Genomic DNA, 17,668 nt, shown 5'->3' with positions numbered 1-17,668 from the left:
AAGTCTTTTTCAGAGTTTCCCTAGGCTAACGAGTGGACGACCTTATCTGAAACGCCTTTATTCCCAGTAAACAGGAAGCGACATCATGGAAGAGAACACAACAACTGCCACTTATGGAAAACTGTTCCCAGAACAAGTCGCTGACAAATGCGCGTCCGACGCGCTAGAGGCCAACAACGGGCCTCTGGCCTATCTTCACGCCCTGTATCGACAAGCGCTGACGCTGGAGGCCCAAGGTAATCCCGATAGCCAGATCAAACTCGCCAGCCGGCGCCCGGATATCGGCGAACGGGTGCTGGATAAGGCAAGCCTTGAAAACCAGGTCTCTGCGCTGACGCTGGTGATTGAAGCCATGACGCGGCAAGCCAAACTTCACGTGGGTGAAAAAAAGAACCTGGTGGAGGAGATTTCCAAAGCGCAATACCCCGTCCAATTGCCTTTTCACCGGCCGCTTGAGCAGATCAAGGCAGTACTCAAGCAGAAGAAAACGTCACTGTTCGATGTGCTGCAACGAAGCCATTACCACTACCCCAACTTCACTTCAGACACCCTGCGTAGCGAAAAACTCAGACACGTCATGCTAACCGCGACGGGGTTCAGCCCTGCGCTGCAATCCCTCTTGATCGATAGCAGCGCTGCCACCGACGGCGACTTCCTGCACAAGCTGTACGGCGTGAAGGGCGATGCATCCAACGCCCTTGAGCAACTGACCGGTGTCGAGTGCTTGTCCCGGCAAACCGGACTAAAGCCCGAAAGCATTCTGGAACTGCTGGCCACGTCGGGCGTTCCGGACGATGGCACAGAGGCCATCACCACGGTCAAATGCTCCAGCGCTTACGCTGCGGCCAACGAAAAGAACAGCGCAGCGCTTGGCGGCCATCTCTACGGCGCCGTGTTCATCAACAACGCAACCGCTCCGGCGTTATCTCTGGAAGACACCTACGAAGGACCAGGCATCAGCCTGCGTATCAAGGGTGCAAATGCTGACCACTTTGGTCGCATTCACAAAATCATCCACCTGCAACGCGCATTGCAACTGCCCTTCGCTCACGTTGATCTGCTGGTGATGGCTGCCCTGCGTGCGGAGGGCCAGACCAAGGATTTCCAAATCACGAAAAACACGCTCAGGGCGCTGGGTGTTTTCTGCTACATGCGCAATGAATACGATGTGACTGCCGAGCAGTTCGCGGCCCTGATCAACGGCGTAACGCCCTACGTTACAGGTGAACAAACACCTTTCCTGGACCGAGTGCTCGATGGCCCTGGCGCAGGACAACTGGCGGACACAGAAGATCGCCTGACGCTCGACGGCCGCGAGTTCGAGATCAGCGTCACCGCACAGAGCAGCGACAGCTCCTCTAAATCCGTCATTGGGGGGATATGCCGCGCTTTCGCCCTGGAAGAAAGAGTGGCGAACCTCTATCTGAAGCAGGCTGCGCAAGCGTTGAAACTCACAAAGCCGACGTTATCCCTGCCGGTATTCTCATCGCTCTACCGCCTGACCAGATTGCCTCGCCTTTTAGGGCTCGGCACGAACGAAGGCAACAGCCTTATCGCCTTGCTGGCGAAAACAAATCCGCGAGTGTGGACACAACTGGCGGGGACGCCGCAGATAACTGAAGGCGATTACTTCTACGACGGGGAGGTCGATGTCAAGTTGGGGGCAGCCGACATTCTTGACGTGTTGACCGGCCTGATCAATCTGGACATCTGGCTGCGGCGGCAAAAGATTTCCGCGCAGGCCCTGCTGAGCTGGCTCACGCCACTGCCCGCTGACATCCCCGCCGAACTCAAACCTCTTTACAGGGTGGATGCTCGCATCCAGCGCACCCTGGTCGACGCCCTTCCGCGGATCAAGGCCTCCCTGTTAAGCGAGACGCAGATTGCACAAGAAGTTGGCCTGGATGTGCTACCCGCATCTGGCTCATGGATCGGCACTTTGCAAACATGCCTGGATTCCCGCGGCTTGGTGAAAACGCTAGTCCTGCGCCCTGATCAAAGCCTTGCGGATGTGTTGAAAGCGGAACTCAAGGGCAAAGTTAACAGTGCCAACGCGGTATTTCGGGCAGATGTGGACATCGATCAGGTCATAGACAGGCTGGAGCGGCTGATCACCAATGCAACCATCGCGCAAGAAGACGCAGCCAAACACATCATCGGCAACGTCTTCGCTAAGGACGACGACGGGCGCGCACTCACTTCAGGGCACGCGCTTGAGCTATTACGCTGGATAGAGGAAAGCCGTTTCAGTCTACTGGCGGACGTATTGACAGCTGCCGAGAAAACGCCCGCAAGCGCGAGCACGGCGCTCGATGGGCTGACCCTCGATTTGTGGGACAAGCTTGCCCGGCACGCGCAGGTGATCAAATACCTGCAATTGAGCCCTACCGGACTTAAAGCCCTGCTTGATCACCCCGCCTGGTTCGACCTGGCAGGGGAGACGGACACTGCGGGGCAGACACCTTCAAGTGCCACTGCGCTTACCCTCGACTTGTGTTATCAGGTCAGCCGATACAGTGACTGGGTGCAACAATGCGAAAAGTCCGGCGTTGAAGAGAATGATGCACTTAATTATTTTAGCAACGCACCCCAAATCAACAGATTGAATACCGAGGTGTTGACTGCGGGGCGGCTTGGGAAGCTCATTGGCTGGTCTGAAAGCGAAACAATGGTTGCGCTTTCGTATGCGGGAACGGCAAAAAAAGAAACCGTAAAAATAGATACCAGCAAACCATTTGACGATTTTTTAGCATCACTGACAAAAACGGAGAAAGATATATATATCAGGTCGGACTATCGAGAGTTCAGCCCTTTTGGAGAACTTGTAGCCAGACACATGTTTAATGCCCGGCCAGAAGATTCTTCCAAAGATGCGCGATCCGTATATGACAAATTCGATCAATTTCTGAGGGACAACCCAGGCCCATTAAAGGTTCGTAAAGAACTTCTTCTTCCAGAGACAAGGCCTGAGGCGTGGGATTATATAAGTAAGTACAAAGATAAGAACAAGGAGTTGACGCTCGTTGAGTACTCTCCTACAACCGTTGACACACAAGCATCCGCGCGTTTGACCACCACAATTTCTGACATCGACCTTGTGCTTCGTTTAAAGAACCTATGCAACTTGACCGGCCTGTCCAGCGAATCATTACTCGATCTACACTCGCTTGACGAAAGTTCTAAATTCGAGGCCTACCGTGTCAGCGGTCAAGTACTGCTGGGCGCTTGTGATAATGTTGAACAGGAATCTATAGAATCTCGCCTGCAAGAACCATGGCGCGATGCGCTGGCGGCCTATTTACTAGGATACTGGGCGGCGTCCACCCCTGAGCTGAAGCGATTCATTCCCACCACCGAGGAGCTTTCCAGTTATTTTCTGACAGATGTTCTAGTCAGTACGGCAGTGAAAGTCAGTGCTGTGAACCAAGCAACTGCGAGCTTGCAGCACTACCTGCACAGGCTGTTTGCACGACTCGACCCGGGCTACACGACTACCATTATTGCGCAGGAAACATCGGACTTCTGGCGTCAATACCTGAGTACGTACGGGACCTGGAAAGTATGGCGGACGCAACTCAATCATCCGGAAAACCTGATCTACTACGCTAACCGGCCCAATAAAAGCACTGCTTTCCAGGCGTTGGAGGTGGAACTCAACCAAGGCAAGCTGGACCCTGAACTCCTACAAACAGCCATTACCAGTTACCTTACTAAATTCGAACAGACCAGCAATTTGCAAGTTATCAGTGGTTATCTGGACGGCACTGACCCCAAGAACGACACGTATCACTTTATTGGCAAAACCAATGCCTCGCCGGCCGAGTATTACTGGCGGTCCGTAGACATAGGGCTGCGCGACGACAAGGAACGCTTGAGCCCGCTTGCGTGGACCGAATGGGAAAAGATCAGCGTCTCCGCGACCGGTCAGATCGTTCAGAGCAGCTACACAGATCCGGACACCAAGGCCACATCCAGGTGCGATGCCATTCGCCCGGTGATGATTGAAGGCCGCCCCTATGTGTTCTGGGTCGAACGCGGCACTGTCGGCCTGCCGAGTGCGGACGACAAAAACCAGACTCCCACCAAGTTCAAAAAAATCAGCGTTCAATATATCTACAAGCAGAGTGATGGATTCTGGTCCACCCCTAACGAGCTCATTTGCCTTGATGGCATCCAAGATGGGAAGCGCCTGCCAGATTTAAAGAACCCCTACCTCAAAGATGACACCTATGAGCCTGGTTTGATCGCGTTGGTCAACACCGAAGGAGAACGTACCGAAGATCCGTGGCTGACAGTAATGTTATATAACAGTGCCTACACGTCCATCAATGACACCGCGCAGGAATCTGTACACTATGGAAATCTCAACACAGATTATTTTATTGAAGCACGGGATCTGTTGCTCATCGATAAAAAACAGTTCCCGTTAGATGCTACGAAAAGCCTGAGCAAAATCATTTACAACTCATACAAAGACGTCACCAAAGTCCAGCACCCTTATACAGGAGAGCGGTCCGAAATTGAGCCTCTAAAAAAAGAGCAGGGCACAACGCGCTTCGCGCTGGAACAATATAAACCAGATACGCTCACTACACCAATCCGGCAGTGGCCACAAGTTCTGGCCAAAGTAGATAGCGTCTACGAATTCGATCTCCACTACCAGGACTTCATAAAAAAAGAACCTTTGATACCTCAATCACAGTTCATAAACTACGACACTCTCCATGAAATTATCCCGTATGCAATGGGGAAAGCAAAGTACAATGAAAACCCAGACCCTGCTAACATGCTTCAAGTGATAGAGAATTCTTCCACCCCTAAGTACCTGATTGGGAAATTATTATTCCCCAGGCCAAACTCAACCAATACAATAACCGCCAACTTCATATCCGGAAAAGCCCTGACTCTGAAAGGACACTATAAAAAACCAATCGTTAACCTCACCAAACTCCCAACTGTAACATCCATTGCCATTAACATAACTTTTCGAATCAATGACATTGCGTACACTGTAACGTCAAATCAGTCAAACATCTCAATACCGAATGACGACAGGGACATAGGTTTTCAGCTTCCAATCACCGTTAATACTGCTGAAAAACGCCCACTCAGCATTGGCTATTCAGTCACCGATGACAACAAGAAGATTCAGGCCAAACCCGAAACACTACCTGAAGCAACCAGCCCTGAACGGTGGACCGTTAACCTGAAACTGGAAAAAGCCCGCTACCTGCTCGAAGACAGTCTAAGGATCGAGTTCTATCTCAAAGACCAGTTGATCGCCTCTCTGCCCGTGGACGTCGTCGTTAACCCGAAGGCCTACGAAAAAATAGAACTTCGGCTTTATGCCAAAGGGCCTAAGGACAAGGCATTTACCCGGCTGACCGAAGAAAGCGTCGTCGCAGACGGTAACGCCGTCATCACTCGCGACTACCCGTACAAAGATTCTGGTCAGTACATGTTTGCGCTGTGTGAGGCAGGCGAACCGTTGCAGAACGTATTCACCACCTTCGATGTGCAGGCACTGGGCACGGACGAAAAATGGGACATCGCGATAAGAAGGAACACCGAACAAGCCCAATACCTGGATCTGAGCGCCGTGGCCGACGACGCCCCCACCTTCCCCTCCAATGCCATCCGGCTTAACACCCTGTTTGGCAAACAGCTGGTTTCTCGCGCAGCACGTAGCGTGGAACGCGCTCTGGAATGGGAGGCACAGTGGATTAAAGAACCCACCATTGATGCCAACATAGAGACACCTCCGGTCGACTTCCACGGCGCTAATGGCGCTTACTTCCGCGAACTGTTTCTGCACTTGCCAGATCTGGTTGCAACCCGTTTAAGTGAACAACAACAGTTCGACGAGGCAGAGCGTTGGTACACGCAGTATTTATTCGACCCTTTCAGAACACAGAAAGACGACAAGGAGCGTCAGCCATTTTGGAACACCCGACCGCTGGCAGAGGGCGGTACCAGCGGTTCCGAACTGCAGAAGGTTGTTGATCCGACGGCACGGGCGTTCACCCTTTCGCGCTACTACCGGCAGGCGGTGCTCCTGTCGCTGGTGGATAACTGGCAGCGACAAGGGGATCACTTTTATCGGCAGCTCACGTCCAGCACGCTGAATCACGCCTGGTTGTGTTTCCAGAAAGCGCTGAGGCTGATCGGACCTTTACCGGAACGGACCTCGGTATCGCGCTGGGCTTCCGTGGCCCTGAATAGCGCGAGCAGCGTGCACTTTCGCGCACCGATCAACGAGCGGGTCGCCGCAGCCCGAAAAACCCTGGAGCATCGTCTTTTCAACCTGCGTCATGGGCTGACGCTGGACGGCAAAGTCTTGCCCGTCATGGACTGGCGCACAGAGAGCGTGGACGCGTTCGGCGTCGGCCAGCGAGGTATCGGCCAACTCATTAACACTTACAACAGTGATCGGGCGCAGATACCTGCATATCGTTTCCGTGAGTTGATCCCAACGGCCCGTACCGCTGTGCGGCAACTCCAGGACATGGGCCGCCATTACATGAAACTGATGGAGAATGAGTTCAACAGCACACTGTCGGCATTGCTCAAGCAACAACAAATCAACGTTTCTGATTTCACCCTGCAACTCAAGCGGGAGGCTGTCAACGATGAAGTCACTCAGAAAAAGCTGCTTGAACTAAGCAAACAAGCAGCGGTTTTCAGGAAGGAATACTACGAGAATCTGCTGCTGACAGGTCGCTCACCGATGGAGGAGGCTGCAACCGGTCTCATCTGGAGCGCAGCCGTTCTAAAAACAATGTCGGTCCCCCTCCAGATTGCGGCAGGCATAACGGAGGGCTTGGTACCGACCATTTATGGAATGGCGTTCGGGGGCAATAAACCGCACGCTTCAATGGCCAAGGCAGCGCTGGGAATGGAAATAGCCGCTGAATCCAGCATGTTTGTATCCGATCGCCTACTGGCCGAAGCGGACTATGAACGCCGTGCTCAAGAGTGGCAATTCGAATTAAAGCAGGCAGAACTGGATATCGAATCTTTGAACTTTGAGCTGGACGAATCCGACCTCGAATACAACGCCGCTACCATCAGCCTGGAAGAGGCCCGGGCGGTACGCGCCAATCTGGAAGAGCTGCATGCCACGATGACCAACGGCTTCATCAGCCCCTCGTCATATAACTGGCTCGTCGCCCGTCAGGAGCTGCTGTACGCCCCGGCTTACGACGCCGTCCTGTCGTTATGCCTGAGCGCCGAAGCAGCCTGGCGTTATGAAATCGGCGACTACACGCGCCCTGCCTTTATCAAGACCGGCGCTTGGGTTGATTCCTACAAGGGGATGCTGGCTGGCGAGTCCTTGCTCGTGGATCTGCAAGAAATGGAAAACGCGCATATTCAGTGCAACGAGCGCCGCCTGAGCATCAAGAAAACAGTTGATTTGAGGGGCACTCAAACGGGAGATGAATGGCTTGCCACCCTCAAATCGCTGGCCAGCGCCCCGCTGGTATTCGAGTTCAAATCCGCCGATTTCGACAAAAACTACCCAGGCCATTACCTGCGTCAGCTCAGGCACGTATCGGTTTCGTTTGTGACGACATCGGCAGCCGGGGCAAGCCTGGAAAACGTCTGCGCCATCCTTACGCAAACAGACAGCACGACGTTGGTCGAACCCACCAGCGAGGGCGCGGATTACTTGTATGCGCCCGCGACCAAGGCCCCGGGAAGCATTAAACGGAACCTGCGGGTCCAGCAACAAATTGCCCTGTCATCCGGGGAGGCGGACGACGGCCTGGGCTTCGACAAGGCTGACTGGGTGTATGAGCTGATGTTCCACGATGGCCGCTACCTTCCCTTCGAAGGCACAGGTGCCATATCACGCTGGCAGCTGAACTTCACAGATGCCGATTTTGTGAAATCGCTGCTGGCTGCCGATGGAAAAACAACCGTCATCAAAACGATCCAGATAAACCTCGTCTACACGGCGCTGGATGGAGGCAAGGCGTTTACCGACAAAGTGAAAACGCTTATGCAGGCCAAAAAGTAGGCGATGGCTTGCTGTGGACGCCAAAGGTTACGCATCAACCGTAACCTTTGGCGTTGTCTGGACTGGGGATAACACCTGGTAACCAACGCGCAATCGCAGAGTGATTTCAAGCCGCGTAGCCTTCCTCGCTCCCCCAGGCAAGGATGCTTCGATGCTGCTCTCTCTCCGCGCGCTCTCTTTTATCGCACTCCCTCTATTCGCCTTTAACGCCGTCGCGCAGACCTGCCCCGACTGGCCACCGGCAAAAGCCCGAAATGAAATCCTTGCGCTGCAAAATCAGATCACCCAATGGGACGACAGTTATCACCGCCAGGGCGTGTCTCTGGTCGCCGATGAGCTTTATGACCAATCCGTTCAGCGACTCGCCGACCTGCGCGGCTGTTTCGCCGCCACTCCGGCATCGCCCTCCAATCCGCTGAAAACCGCGCGCGGTCCTGTCGCGCATCCCATCCCCCACACGGGCCTGACGAAATTGCCGGGCGAGGCCGCCGTGCAGGCGTGGCTCGAAGGTCGAAGTGATCTGTGGATTCAGCCGAAGGTGGACGGCGTGGCGGTCACGCTGGTGTATGTCGACGGCAAACTGGTGAGCGCCATCAGCCGGGGCGACGGGATCTTCGGCCAGGACTGGACTGGGCATGCTCACCAGATCGAGGCAATTCCTCGCCATCTCGCGTGGGAAAAGACCGTGATCCTTCAGGGCGAGCTGTATTGGAAGCTGACAGATCACGTTCAGGCCGACGCCGGCAGTCTGAACGCTCGCAGCAAAGCGGCCGGCTTGCTGGCGCGTCACGCGATTAGCGAGCAGGAAGGCGCGAATCTCGGGCTGTTCGTCTGGGATTGGCCGGAGGGCCCGTCGGACATGACCGCGAGACTGGCAGGGCTCAGGGCCATGGGTTTCGAGGACAGCGCGCGCTTCAGCGAGCCGTTGGAGGGTTTCACTCAGGCAAAGAACTGGCGAGAGCACTGGTACCGCTCGGCGCTGCCGTTTGCCACCGATGGCGTGGTTATCCGGCAGGGAGAGCGTCCATCGGCCGAACGCTGGCAGGCAAAAGCGCCTTACTGGATCGCGGCCTGGAAGTACCCGTTCGCGCAGGCGCTGGCGGAGGTGCGCAAGGTTCATTTCAACGTCGGGCGCAGCGGCAAGATTACGCCCGTGCTGGACATTGAGCCTGTGCGACTGGATGACCGCATGATCACGCGCATCAGCGTGGGCTCCCTGAAGCGCTGGCAGGACATGGACATTCGGCCTGGGGATCAGGTGGCAATCAGCTTGGCCGGGCTGACGATTCCGCGCCTGGATGAGGTGGTGTCGCGCAGCGTTGATCGTGCGCCGCTGCATGTGCCGCGAGCGGAGGATTTTCATTCGCTGAGTTGCTGGCAGCCGGTCGAGGGCTGCGAAAGCCAGTTCCGCGAGCGGCTGAAATGGCTGAGCGGAAAGAAGGGATTGGCGCTCAGCGGCGTAGGACCGGGCACGTGGGACAAGTTGATTCAGGCAGGGCAAGTGGGCAGTTTGTTGGACTGGCTGACCCTCGACGGTGCACAGCTTGCTAACATTCCCGGCCTGGGCGAGCGCAGCAGCGCTAAACTGCTGGCAAGTTTTCAGGCCGCACGTGAAAAACCGTTTGTGGTGTGGCTCAAAGCTATCGGTTTACCGCCGGCCACCGGCGTTGATCTGGGCGAGTCCTGGGCGGCGCTCGCTTCCCGCAGCGTTGAGCAATGGCAGGTCGAACCCGGCATAGGCTCGGGACGTGCGAAGCAGTTACATGCATTTTTTCAAGAGCCGCAGGTGCAGGCGTTGAGCAGGCAGTTGCGAGACGAAGGCATCAACGGTTTTTAGTTTCAGGGCCGCACGATTGTGTCGAGCGTGCGGCCATTTGTGTTCAAGGAGTATTCATGAAATTCCTGTCATCCCTTTTTGCATTCACCGCGTGCGGGTTTCTGGCCGCGCCCGTGTTTGCAGCCGAGCAGGCGCCGGAACCGTCCGGATGCGCCGCCAAGCGCCAGGACATCGCCACTCAGATTGAGAACGCCAAGGCGGCGGGCAATACCGATCAACAGGCCGGGCTGCAAAAAGCCCTGAGCGCGTTGAACGCCAACTGCACCGACGTCGACGTGGTCAAGCAGCAGGAACAGAAGGTGCTGGATGCCAAGCGCGAAGTCAGCCGTCGCCAGGCGGATCTGAACAAGGCCATGAGCAAAGGCGATCCCGAGAAAATCGACAAGCGTAAAGACAAGCTGGCCGAATCTCGCAAGGAACTGCAGGCCGAGCAGGAAAAGCTGGAGAAGGTTCAGCCTGACGAGGATGACGAGTAAGGTCGTCTGCGGGCATCAGTCCTTAATGTGTAGGAGTGACCGGGGTGGCGCTCCACCTTGCTCGCGAGGACGGCATTTCCGCTGATGAAGACTTGGCGGATGGACTCACCTCTTCGTGAGCAAGCTCACTCCCACACGGTCTTTTTCTCGGCAAGATCTCAGGGTGTAAGAGCGACCGTTGAGCGATCAAACTGAAACGCCAAACAGCGCAATCACCAGCCCCATCCCGACGATCCAGGCCAGCGAACGCAACGCCGCGAGATCCGCCAGATAAAAGATGATGTAGAGCAGGCGACTGGTCACGAACAGCACGGCGAGTACGTCGATCGTGACCAACTGCGCGACACCGGCGACGTGGGCGATGATTACGCCAGCGGCAAACCCGGGAATCGCTTCAAAACTATTGAGCTGCGCGTTGTGGGCGCGCCGCGGGAGGCCTTCGAGGCGGTCGAGAAAGTCCCGGGGATCATGATTGTGCCGTGCACTGAATTTGCCGCTGCTGAACTTGGCAATGCCAGCGCACCCTATCGGCAACAGAATCACGATCAACACGCACCAAAAAGCAACGGTCATAACCACATCCTTTTTTTAGAATTTGAGCTTCATCAGAAGCATACCGAGTAATACCTATCTACAGGCTAAGAGCCACGGCCCGCCGAAAGGTTCTTACAGGTAACGCACGGCGGACGGGACCACAACCACCCGCGCACCCAATGGCGCATTGCGCAACCGGAGTAGGACCGGCTTTAGCCGGGAAGGCATTACCCGTCACGCCGCAAATCTGATGGCGTTCACGCCGGCCCCTTCCCGGCTGAAGCCGGTCCTACAAAGAACAACCTGCGCGCAGGTTGCTCGTCGATACTGCCACGAGCAGCCCGATTGGCTAAGATGCCAGCCACCCAGCCGACCTCGGCTGTATCTCGTAGCCCAGGAGCCTGCATGTCCAGCGAAGAAGACGCCACCCTCAGTGGCGCAGCGCCGATGATCCCCGATCAGCGCCGGGAGTTGATGCTGCGTCAGTTGCGCAAGCATCAGGTGCTCAGCGTGCATCAGCTCATGGAAATGTTCGACTGCTCGCACATGACCGTTCGCCGCGACATTGCGCTGCTTGAGCAAAGTGGCCGTGCCTATTCGGTGACCGGCGGGGTACGCATCGCCAGTCAGGTTCACAGCGAGCCCAGTCACCAGTCCAAGGCAGTGGTAGAGCTGCCGCACAAACAGGCGATGGCGAAACTGGCCGCCAGCCTGCTGCACCCCGAGATGACCGTGTACCTGGACGCCGGCACCAGCACGCTGGAAATCGTCCCGCACATTGTTGCGCTGGCGGGGATGACAGTGGTCACCAACGATTTCGGCGTGGTCAATGCACTCGCCGATGCGACCCATGTGGATGTGATTCACACCGGCGGCTTGCTGGACCACCCGAACCGGTCCTGTGTCGGCGGGCTGGCAGCGGCGACGTTGCGGCAGCTGGCAACCGACGTGGCGTTCATGTCGACCAGCTCATGGGATCTGCAGCGAGGCACGACCACGCCCTCTGCGCTGAAGGTTGAGGTCAAGCAGGCGGCCATGCAGTCGGCCTCGCGCACGGTATTGCTGACCACCAGCACGAAATACGGCACGTTCGGCATGTACAAGGTCGCCGGTCTGGAGCAGTTCGACACGATCATCAGCGACGACCGCCTCGCCCACGGCGCTGCGGACAGCATTCGCGGGCTGGGGGTTGAATTGATGTTGGCGTCGATGGATCAGCCAAGCTAACTCAGCGAGTGCCACAAACACTGTAGGAGCGCGCTTGCCCGCGATGACGGACTGTCCGAGACATATCTGTTTCAGACAAACCGCAATCGCGGGCAAGCGCGCTCCTACATTTGATGCGTACCAAGCCTCGGCCCCGACTGAGGCTTTTTTTCGCCTGCTCGTGGCAATGTTAATTTTTGTTAATCCAAAAAAGCACTTCACATTATCCGATCACAGGTTCACTATCTTTAACAGATCAGAACAAACACCGTTCGAGTGCTGATGAACTTCGGCGCTCACCCGAGGAGAGATTCATGAATAACAAGAATGTCGGCGTCATTGGTCTGGGTGCGATGGGCCTGGGCATTGCGCGCTCCCTGCTGCGCAGCGGCTTCAACGTTCATGCCTGTGACGTGCGCGCTGCCGTGACCGAGCAATTCGCCAGCGAAGGCGGCGTTGCCTGTGAATCTCCTGCGACTATGGCCGCTGCCTGCGACGTGATCATCACCGTCGTGGTCAATGCCGAGCAGACCGAAACCGTATTGTTCGGCGACAACGGCGCAGTCGCCGCTCTGCGCCCGGGCAGCCTGATCATTGGTTGCGCTACGGTCGCACCGACCTTCGCCATCGAACTGGGTCAGCGCCTCACCGAAAAAGGCCTTCTTTACCTCGACGCGCCGATCTCCGGCGGCGCGGCCAAGGCAGCCGCTGGCGAGATGACCATGATGACCTCCGGCCCGGCTGATTCCTACGCCAAGGCCGATGCGATCCTCAACGGCATGGCGGGCAAGGTGTATCGCCTGGGCGACGTTCATGGCCTGGGTTCGAAAGTCAAAATCATCAATCAGCTGCTGGCCGGCGTACACATCGCCGCCAGCGCCGAAGCCATGGCCCTGGGCCTGCGCGAAGGCGTAGACGCGGACGCGCTGTACGAAGTGATCACCAACAGCGCCGGTAACTCGTGGATGTTCGAGAACCGCGTACCGCACATTCTCAAGGCGGACTACACGCCGCTGTCGGCCGTGGACATCTTCGTCAAAGACCTGGGCCTGGTGCTGGATACCGCCCGCGCCAGCAAATTCCCGCTGCCGCTGTCGTCCACCGCCCACCAGATGTTCATGCAAGCCTCCACCGCTGGCTTTGGTCGTGAGGATGACTCCGCCGTGATCAAGATTTTCCCGGGCATCGAACTGCCGACCGCCAAGCCTGAAAACAACTGAGATGACGCTGATGAGCACCACGACTCCGCGCCCTCTGTTGGGCTGCATTGCCGATGACTTCACCGGCGCCACCGACCTGGCCAACATGCTGGTGCGGGGCGGCATGCGCACCGTGCAAAGCATTGGTATCCCGAGCGCCGACAGCCTGGCTGAACTGGATGCCGACGCCATCGTTATCGCGCTGAAATCCCGTACCACGCCGGCCGCAGAAGCCGTTGAAGAATCCCTCGCCGCGCTGCAATGGCTGCGTGATCAGGGCTGTGAGCAGATCTTCTTCAAGTACTGCTCGACGTTCGATTCTACCGCCAAAGGCAACATCGGCCAGGTGAGCGAAGCGCTGCTCAAGGCGCTGAACAGCGACTTCACCCTGGCCTGCCCGGCGTTCCCGGAAAACGGTCGCACAATTTTCCGTGGTCACTTGTTCGTGCAGGACCAACTGCTCAGCGAATGCGGCATGCAAAACCATCCGCTGACGCCGATGACCGATGCCAATCTGGTCCGCGTGCTGCAATCACAGACCACGCAAAAAGTGGGCTTGCTGCGCTACGACAGCATCGCCAGAGGCGTCGATGGCGTGCGTGCGCGCATCGAAGAGCTGCGTGCAGAGGGCGTGGTCATGGCAGTTGCCGACGCGCTGTCTGACGCTGATTTGTACACGCTGGGCGAAGCCTGCGCCGACCTGCCGCTGCTCACCGGCGGCTCGGGTCTGGCGCTGGGCTTGCCGGGCAATTTCCGCAAAGCGGGCAAGTTGCGTGACATCGACGCGGCGAAGCTTGAGCACGTCGACGGCGGCGAAGTGGTATTGGCGGGCAGCGCATCGGTCGCCACCAACGGTCAGGTTGCCGCCTGGCTTGAGGCTAACCGACCGGCCTTGCGCATTGATCCATTGGCATTGGCTGAGGGCAAATCTGTGGTGGCAGACGCATTGGCGTTCGCCCGCGATGCCGGGCAAACCGTATTGATCTACGCCACCAGCAGCCCGGAAGAAGTCAAAGCCGTGCAGCAAAAACTGGGTGTTGAACGTGCCGGCGCGCTGGTCGAAGACGCGCTGGGGCAGATCGCTCGCGGCCTGCTGGAGGCGGGCGTGAAACGCTTTGTCGTCGCCGGCGGCGAAACCTCCGGCGCCGTGGTTCAGGCCTTGGGCGTGAGCCTGCTGAAGATCGGCGCGCAGATCGACCCGGGGGTTCCGGCGACCATCAGCAGCGGCGCGATGCCTCTGGCTCTGGCGCTGAAGTCCGGAAATTTCGGTGGCCGCGACTTCTTCGACAAAGCCCTCAAGCAACTGGCGGGGGATGCCCGATGAGCAACGTAACCAGCAGTTCAGTGAGCGCCGAAAACAAACAGCGTGAAGAAATCTGCGCCATCGGCCGCCTGCTGTTTGGGCGCGGCTATACCGTCGGCAGCGCTGGCAACATCAGCGCGCGCCTCGACGACGGCTGGCTGATCACGCCAACCGACGCCTGCCTGGGGCGTCTCGATCCTGATGCCATCGCCAAGGTCAATCTGGCCGGCGAATGGGTCTCCGGCGACAAGCCGTCGAAGACGCTGGCCCTGCATCGTCAGGTCTACGACCGCAATCCTGGCGTCGGCGGCGTGGTGCACACCCACTCGACGCATCTGGTCGCGCTGACACTGGCCGGCGTCTGGAAACCGGACGACATCCTCCCGCCCATCACGCCGTATCAAGTGATGAAAGTTGGGCACATTCCGTTGATTGCTTACGAACGCCCCGGCTCGCCGAACGTCGCCGATCAAGTGGCGAAACTGGCGAACAGCGTGCGCGGCGTAATGCTTGAGCGGCTAGGCCCGGTGATCTGGGAAAGCTCGGTCGCCAAGGCTTCTTATGCGCTGGAAGAGCTGGAGGAGACGGCTCGCCTCTGGCTGATGAGCAACCCCAAACCTGAACCGCTGGACGCAGCGGCGCTGGAAGAACTGCGCCAGACGTTTGGCGTGAACTGGTAACCCCAACGGCGTTTAGATCGAAAACCGGCCTTCCGGTTTTCGGCGGACCGGCTTCGCCGGAAAACAATAACAACGGGACACAACATGACTCCTCTATTCCTCATGATCGTCGCCGGAGCCGGCATTGCGCTGTTGCTGCTTCTGGTCCTGAAATACAAGTTCCAACCGTTCGTGGCGCTGATGCTGGTCAGCATTATCGTGGCGCTGGTGGCCGGGGTTAAACCGGCCGATCTGGTAGCGACCATCGAAGGCGGCATGGGCAAAACCCTCGGCCACATCGCGATCATCATTGCCCTTGGCGCCATGATCGGCCGCATCATCGAACTGTCCGGCGGCGCCGAGGCGCTGGCCAAGACGCTGATCAACCGCTTCGGCAACCGGCGCACGCCGCTGGCCCTGACCGTCGCGGGTTTCATGGTCGGCATTCCGGTGTTCTTCGAAGTGGGCGTGATCATCCTCATGCCGCTGGCCTATGGCGTCGCCCGTGCCGCGCGTAAACCGCTGCTGATTTTCGCGCTGCCCATGTGCGCCGCGCTGCTGTCGGTACACGCCTTCCTCCCGCCACACCCGGGCGCAGTCGCAGCGGCCGGTCAGCTGGGCGCGGACCTGGGTCGCGTGTTGATGTTCGGGCTGCCGATCGTTGCTGTGTTGTGCCTGATCGGCTACCTGATTGCCGGTCGCATCACCCGCAAGACCTACCCGATGACAGATGATATTCGGAGCGAAGTCTACGGTCCGCACATCACCAACCAGGATCTGGTGGCGTGGGCGAACAATGATTACTCAACGACCTCCGAAGCGGCACACGCCCAGGTGCTGGGCCTGGAAGAAAACGCCAGCAGCCTGGCGGCACGTCTGCCAAAAGCGCCGGCGCCGGGCGCAGGGATCATCATCGCGCTGATTCTGCTGCCGATCATTCTGATCCTGCTGGGCACGCTGGCGACCACCCTGCTGCCCGCCGACTCAATGCTGCGCAGCGTGCTGACCGTTCTCGGCGCGCCGCTGGTAGCCTTGCTGATCGACACGTTGCTGTGCGCCTGGCTGCTGGGTTCACGCCGTGGCTGGAGTCGCAGCCAGGTGTCCGATGTCGTGGGCTCGGCATTGCCCGGCGTAGCGATGGTGATTTTGATTGCAGGTGCTGGCGGCGTGTTCGGCAAAGTGCTGGTGGATACCGGTATCGGCGCGGTGGTCTCCGAAGCGCTGCGCAACACCGGGCTGCCGGTTCTCGCACTGGGCTTTCTGCTGACGCTGCTGTTGCGTGCCGTACAGGGCTCGACCACAGTGGCGCTGGTGACCACGGCCGGCATTCTCAGCCCGCTGATCGCCACGCTGAACCTGAGCGCCAACCACATGGCCCTGCTCTGCCTGGCCATGGGCGGTGGCGGTCTGGCGATGTCGCACATCAACGATGCCGGTTACTGGATGTTCACCAAACTGGCGGGCCTCAACGTTGCCGACGGCCTGCGCACCTGGACCTTCTTGGTGACCATTCTGGGCACCCTCGGTTTCTTGATGACGCTGCTGCTCTGGCCTTTCGTCTAACGGCTTCAACTAGGAGATAACCATGCCTCGCTTCGCTGCCAACCTCAGCATGATGTATCCGCAACACGACTTCCTGGCGCGTTTCTCGGCTGCGGCGAGTGACGGCTTCAAGGGCGTGGAGTACCTGTTTCCCTACGACTTCAAGGCCGAGGAAATCAAGCTGCGTCTGGACGACTTCGGCCTGACCCAGGCGCTGTTCAACGCCCCGCCCGGCGACTTCACCAAGGGCGAGCGCGGCATTGCTTCGCTGCCGGGCCGGGAGAGTGAATTTCGCGACGGCGTCCAGAAGGCGCTGGATTACGCAGCGGTGCTGGGCAACGACCGCATTCACGTCATGGCAGGCTTGCTGCCCAGTGAAGACCTGCGCCAGCAGCATCACGCGGTGTATCTGGAAAACCTGAGCTTCGCCGCGCAACAAGCGGCCAAGGTCGGGGTGACGGTGTTGATCGAGCCGATTAACACCCGGGACATTCCGGGCTTTTTCCTCAATCGTCAGGATCAGGGCCAGGCTGTGCTTAAAGAGGTCGGCGCCGACAATCTGTTGGTGCAGTTCGACTGCTATCACTGCCAGATCGTCGAGGGCGACGTCACCAGCAAACTGCGCCGCGACTTCGCCGGCATCGGCCACATCCAGATCGCGGGTGTGCCGGACCGGCATGAGCCGAGCGTGGGGGAAGTGAATTACCCGTGGCTGTTCGAAGAAATCGACCGCCTGGGCTACACCGGATGGGTCGGCTGCGAGTACCGCCCGAAAGGCGATACCAGCGAAGGCCTGCAGTGGCTGCGTGACTGGCAGGGCCTCAAGCGCTGATTCCAGTTGGCCTCGGCAACACCTAAACCTCATAAAAATAAAAAGAGGAACTGACCATGC

Annotated in this window: 10 protein-coding genes; 9 read left to right on the top strand and 1 reads right to left on the bottom strand. The window is 57.9% G+C overall.

What is annotated here, in order from left to right:
- Nucleotides 1-85: 85 nt before the first annotated feature.
- The 3 genes from OKW98_RS03390 (at nucleotide 86) to OKW98_RS03380 (ending at nucleotide 10,333) form a co-directional block, all read left to right on the top strand.
- Nucleotides 86-8,020 carry a Tc toxin subunit A gene (locus OKW98_RS03390; protein ID WP_265387970.1) on the top strand — a complete coding sequence of 2,645 codons (7,935 nt, stop codon included), beginning with the start codon at nucleotides 86-88 and terminating at the stop codon, nucleotides 8,018-8,020.
- 151 nt (nucleotides 8,021-8,171) lie between these two features.
- Nucleotides 8,172-9,857, top strand: coding sequence for an NAD-dependent DNA ligase LigB (gene ligB, locus OKW98_RS03385; protein WP_265387969.1), 1,686 nt, complete (start codon nucleotides 8,172-8,174; stop codon nucleotides 9,855-9,857).
- A 56-nt stretch (nucleotides 9,858-9,913) separates the two neighbouring features.
- Nucleotides 9,914-10,333, top strand: a complete 420-nt coding sequence (locus tag OKW98_RS03380) for a DUF1090 domain-containing protein (protein WP_265387968.1) — start codon at nucleotides 9,914-9,916, stop codon at nucleotides 10,331-10,333.
- Between the two features lie 186 nt (nucleotides 10,334-10,519).
- On the opposite strand, the gene OKW98_RS03375 is transcribed toward OKW98_RS03380, so the two are convergent.
- The gene (locus tag OKW98_RS03375) at nucleotides 10,520-10,906 is read right to left on the bottom strand and encodes an MAPEG family protein (protein WP_074886691.1); all 387 of its coding nucleotides are present in this window, start codon (nucleotides 10,904-10,906) and stop codon (nucleotides 10,520-10,522) included.
- Nucleotides 10,907-11,272: 366 nt separating this feature from the next.
- On the opposite strand from OKW98_RS03375, the gene OKW98_RS03370 reads away from it, so the two are divergent.
- From OKW98_RS03370 to otnI, 6 genes are all read left to right on the top strand, one after another.
- Nucleotides 11,273-12,094, top strand: coding sequence for a DeoR/GlpR family DNA-binding transcription regulator (locus tag OKW98_RS03370; protein ID WP_265387967.1), 822 nt, complete (start codon nucleotides 11,273-11,275; stop codon nucleotides 12,092-12,094).
- Between the two features lie 293 nt (nucleotides 12,095-12,387).
- A complete protein-coding gene (ltnD, locus tag OKW98_RS03365; protein WP_074886687.1) occupies nucleotides 12,388-13,293 on the top strand; it encodes an L-threonate dehydrogenase in 906 nt (301 codons plus the stop codon).
- Nucleotides 13,294-13,303: 10 nt separating this feature from the next.
- A complete protein-coding gene (gene otnK / locus OKW98_RS03360; protein WP_265387966.1) occupies nucleotides 13,304-14,596 on the top strand; it encodes a 3-oxo-tetronate kinase in 1,293 nt (430 codons plus the stop codon).
- The gene (locus OKW98_RS03355) at nucleotides 14,593-15,255 is read left to right on the top strand and encodes an aldolase (RefSeq protein WP_265387965.1); all 663 of its coding nucleotides are present in this window, start codon (nucleotides 14,593-14,595) and stop codon (nucleotides 15,253-15,255) included. Before otnK ends, OKW98_RS03355 begins: the two co-directional genes overlap by 4 nt.
- 84 nt (nucleotides 15,256-15,339) lie before the next feature.
- Complete coding sequence (locus tag OKW98_RS03350) at nucleotides 15,340-16,797, top strand: SLC13 family permease (RefSeq protein ID WP_265387964.1); 1,458 nt, start codon at nucleotides 15,340-15,342, stop codon at nucleotides 16,795-16,797.
- Between the two features lie 22 nt (nucleotides 16,798-16,819).
- Complete coding sequence (otnI, locus tag OKW98_RS03345) at nucleotides 16,820-17,608, top strand: 2-oxo-tetronate isomerase (RefSeq protein ID WP_265387963.1); 789 nt, start codon at nucleotides 16,820-16,822, stop codon at nucleotides 17,606-17,608.
- Nucleotides 17,609-17,668 lie beyond the last annotated feature (60 nt).

This window comes from Pseudomonas sp. KU26590, assembly GCF_026153515.1.
Taxonomy (GTDB): domain Bacteria; phylum Pseudomonadota; class Gammaproteobacteria; order Pseudomonadales; family Pseudomonadaceae; genus Aquipseudomonas.
This window is presented reverse-complemented; position numbering and strand designations above follow the sequence as displayed.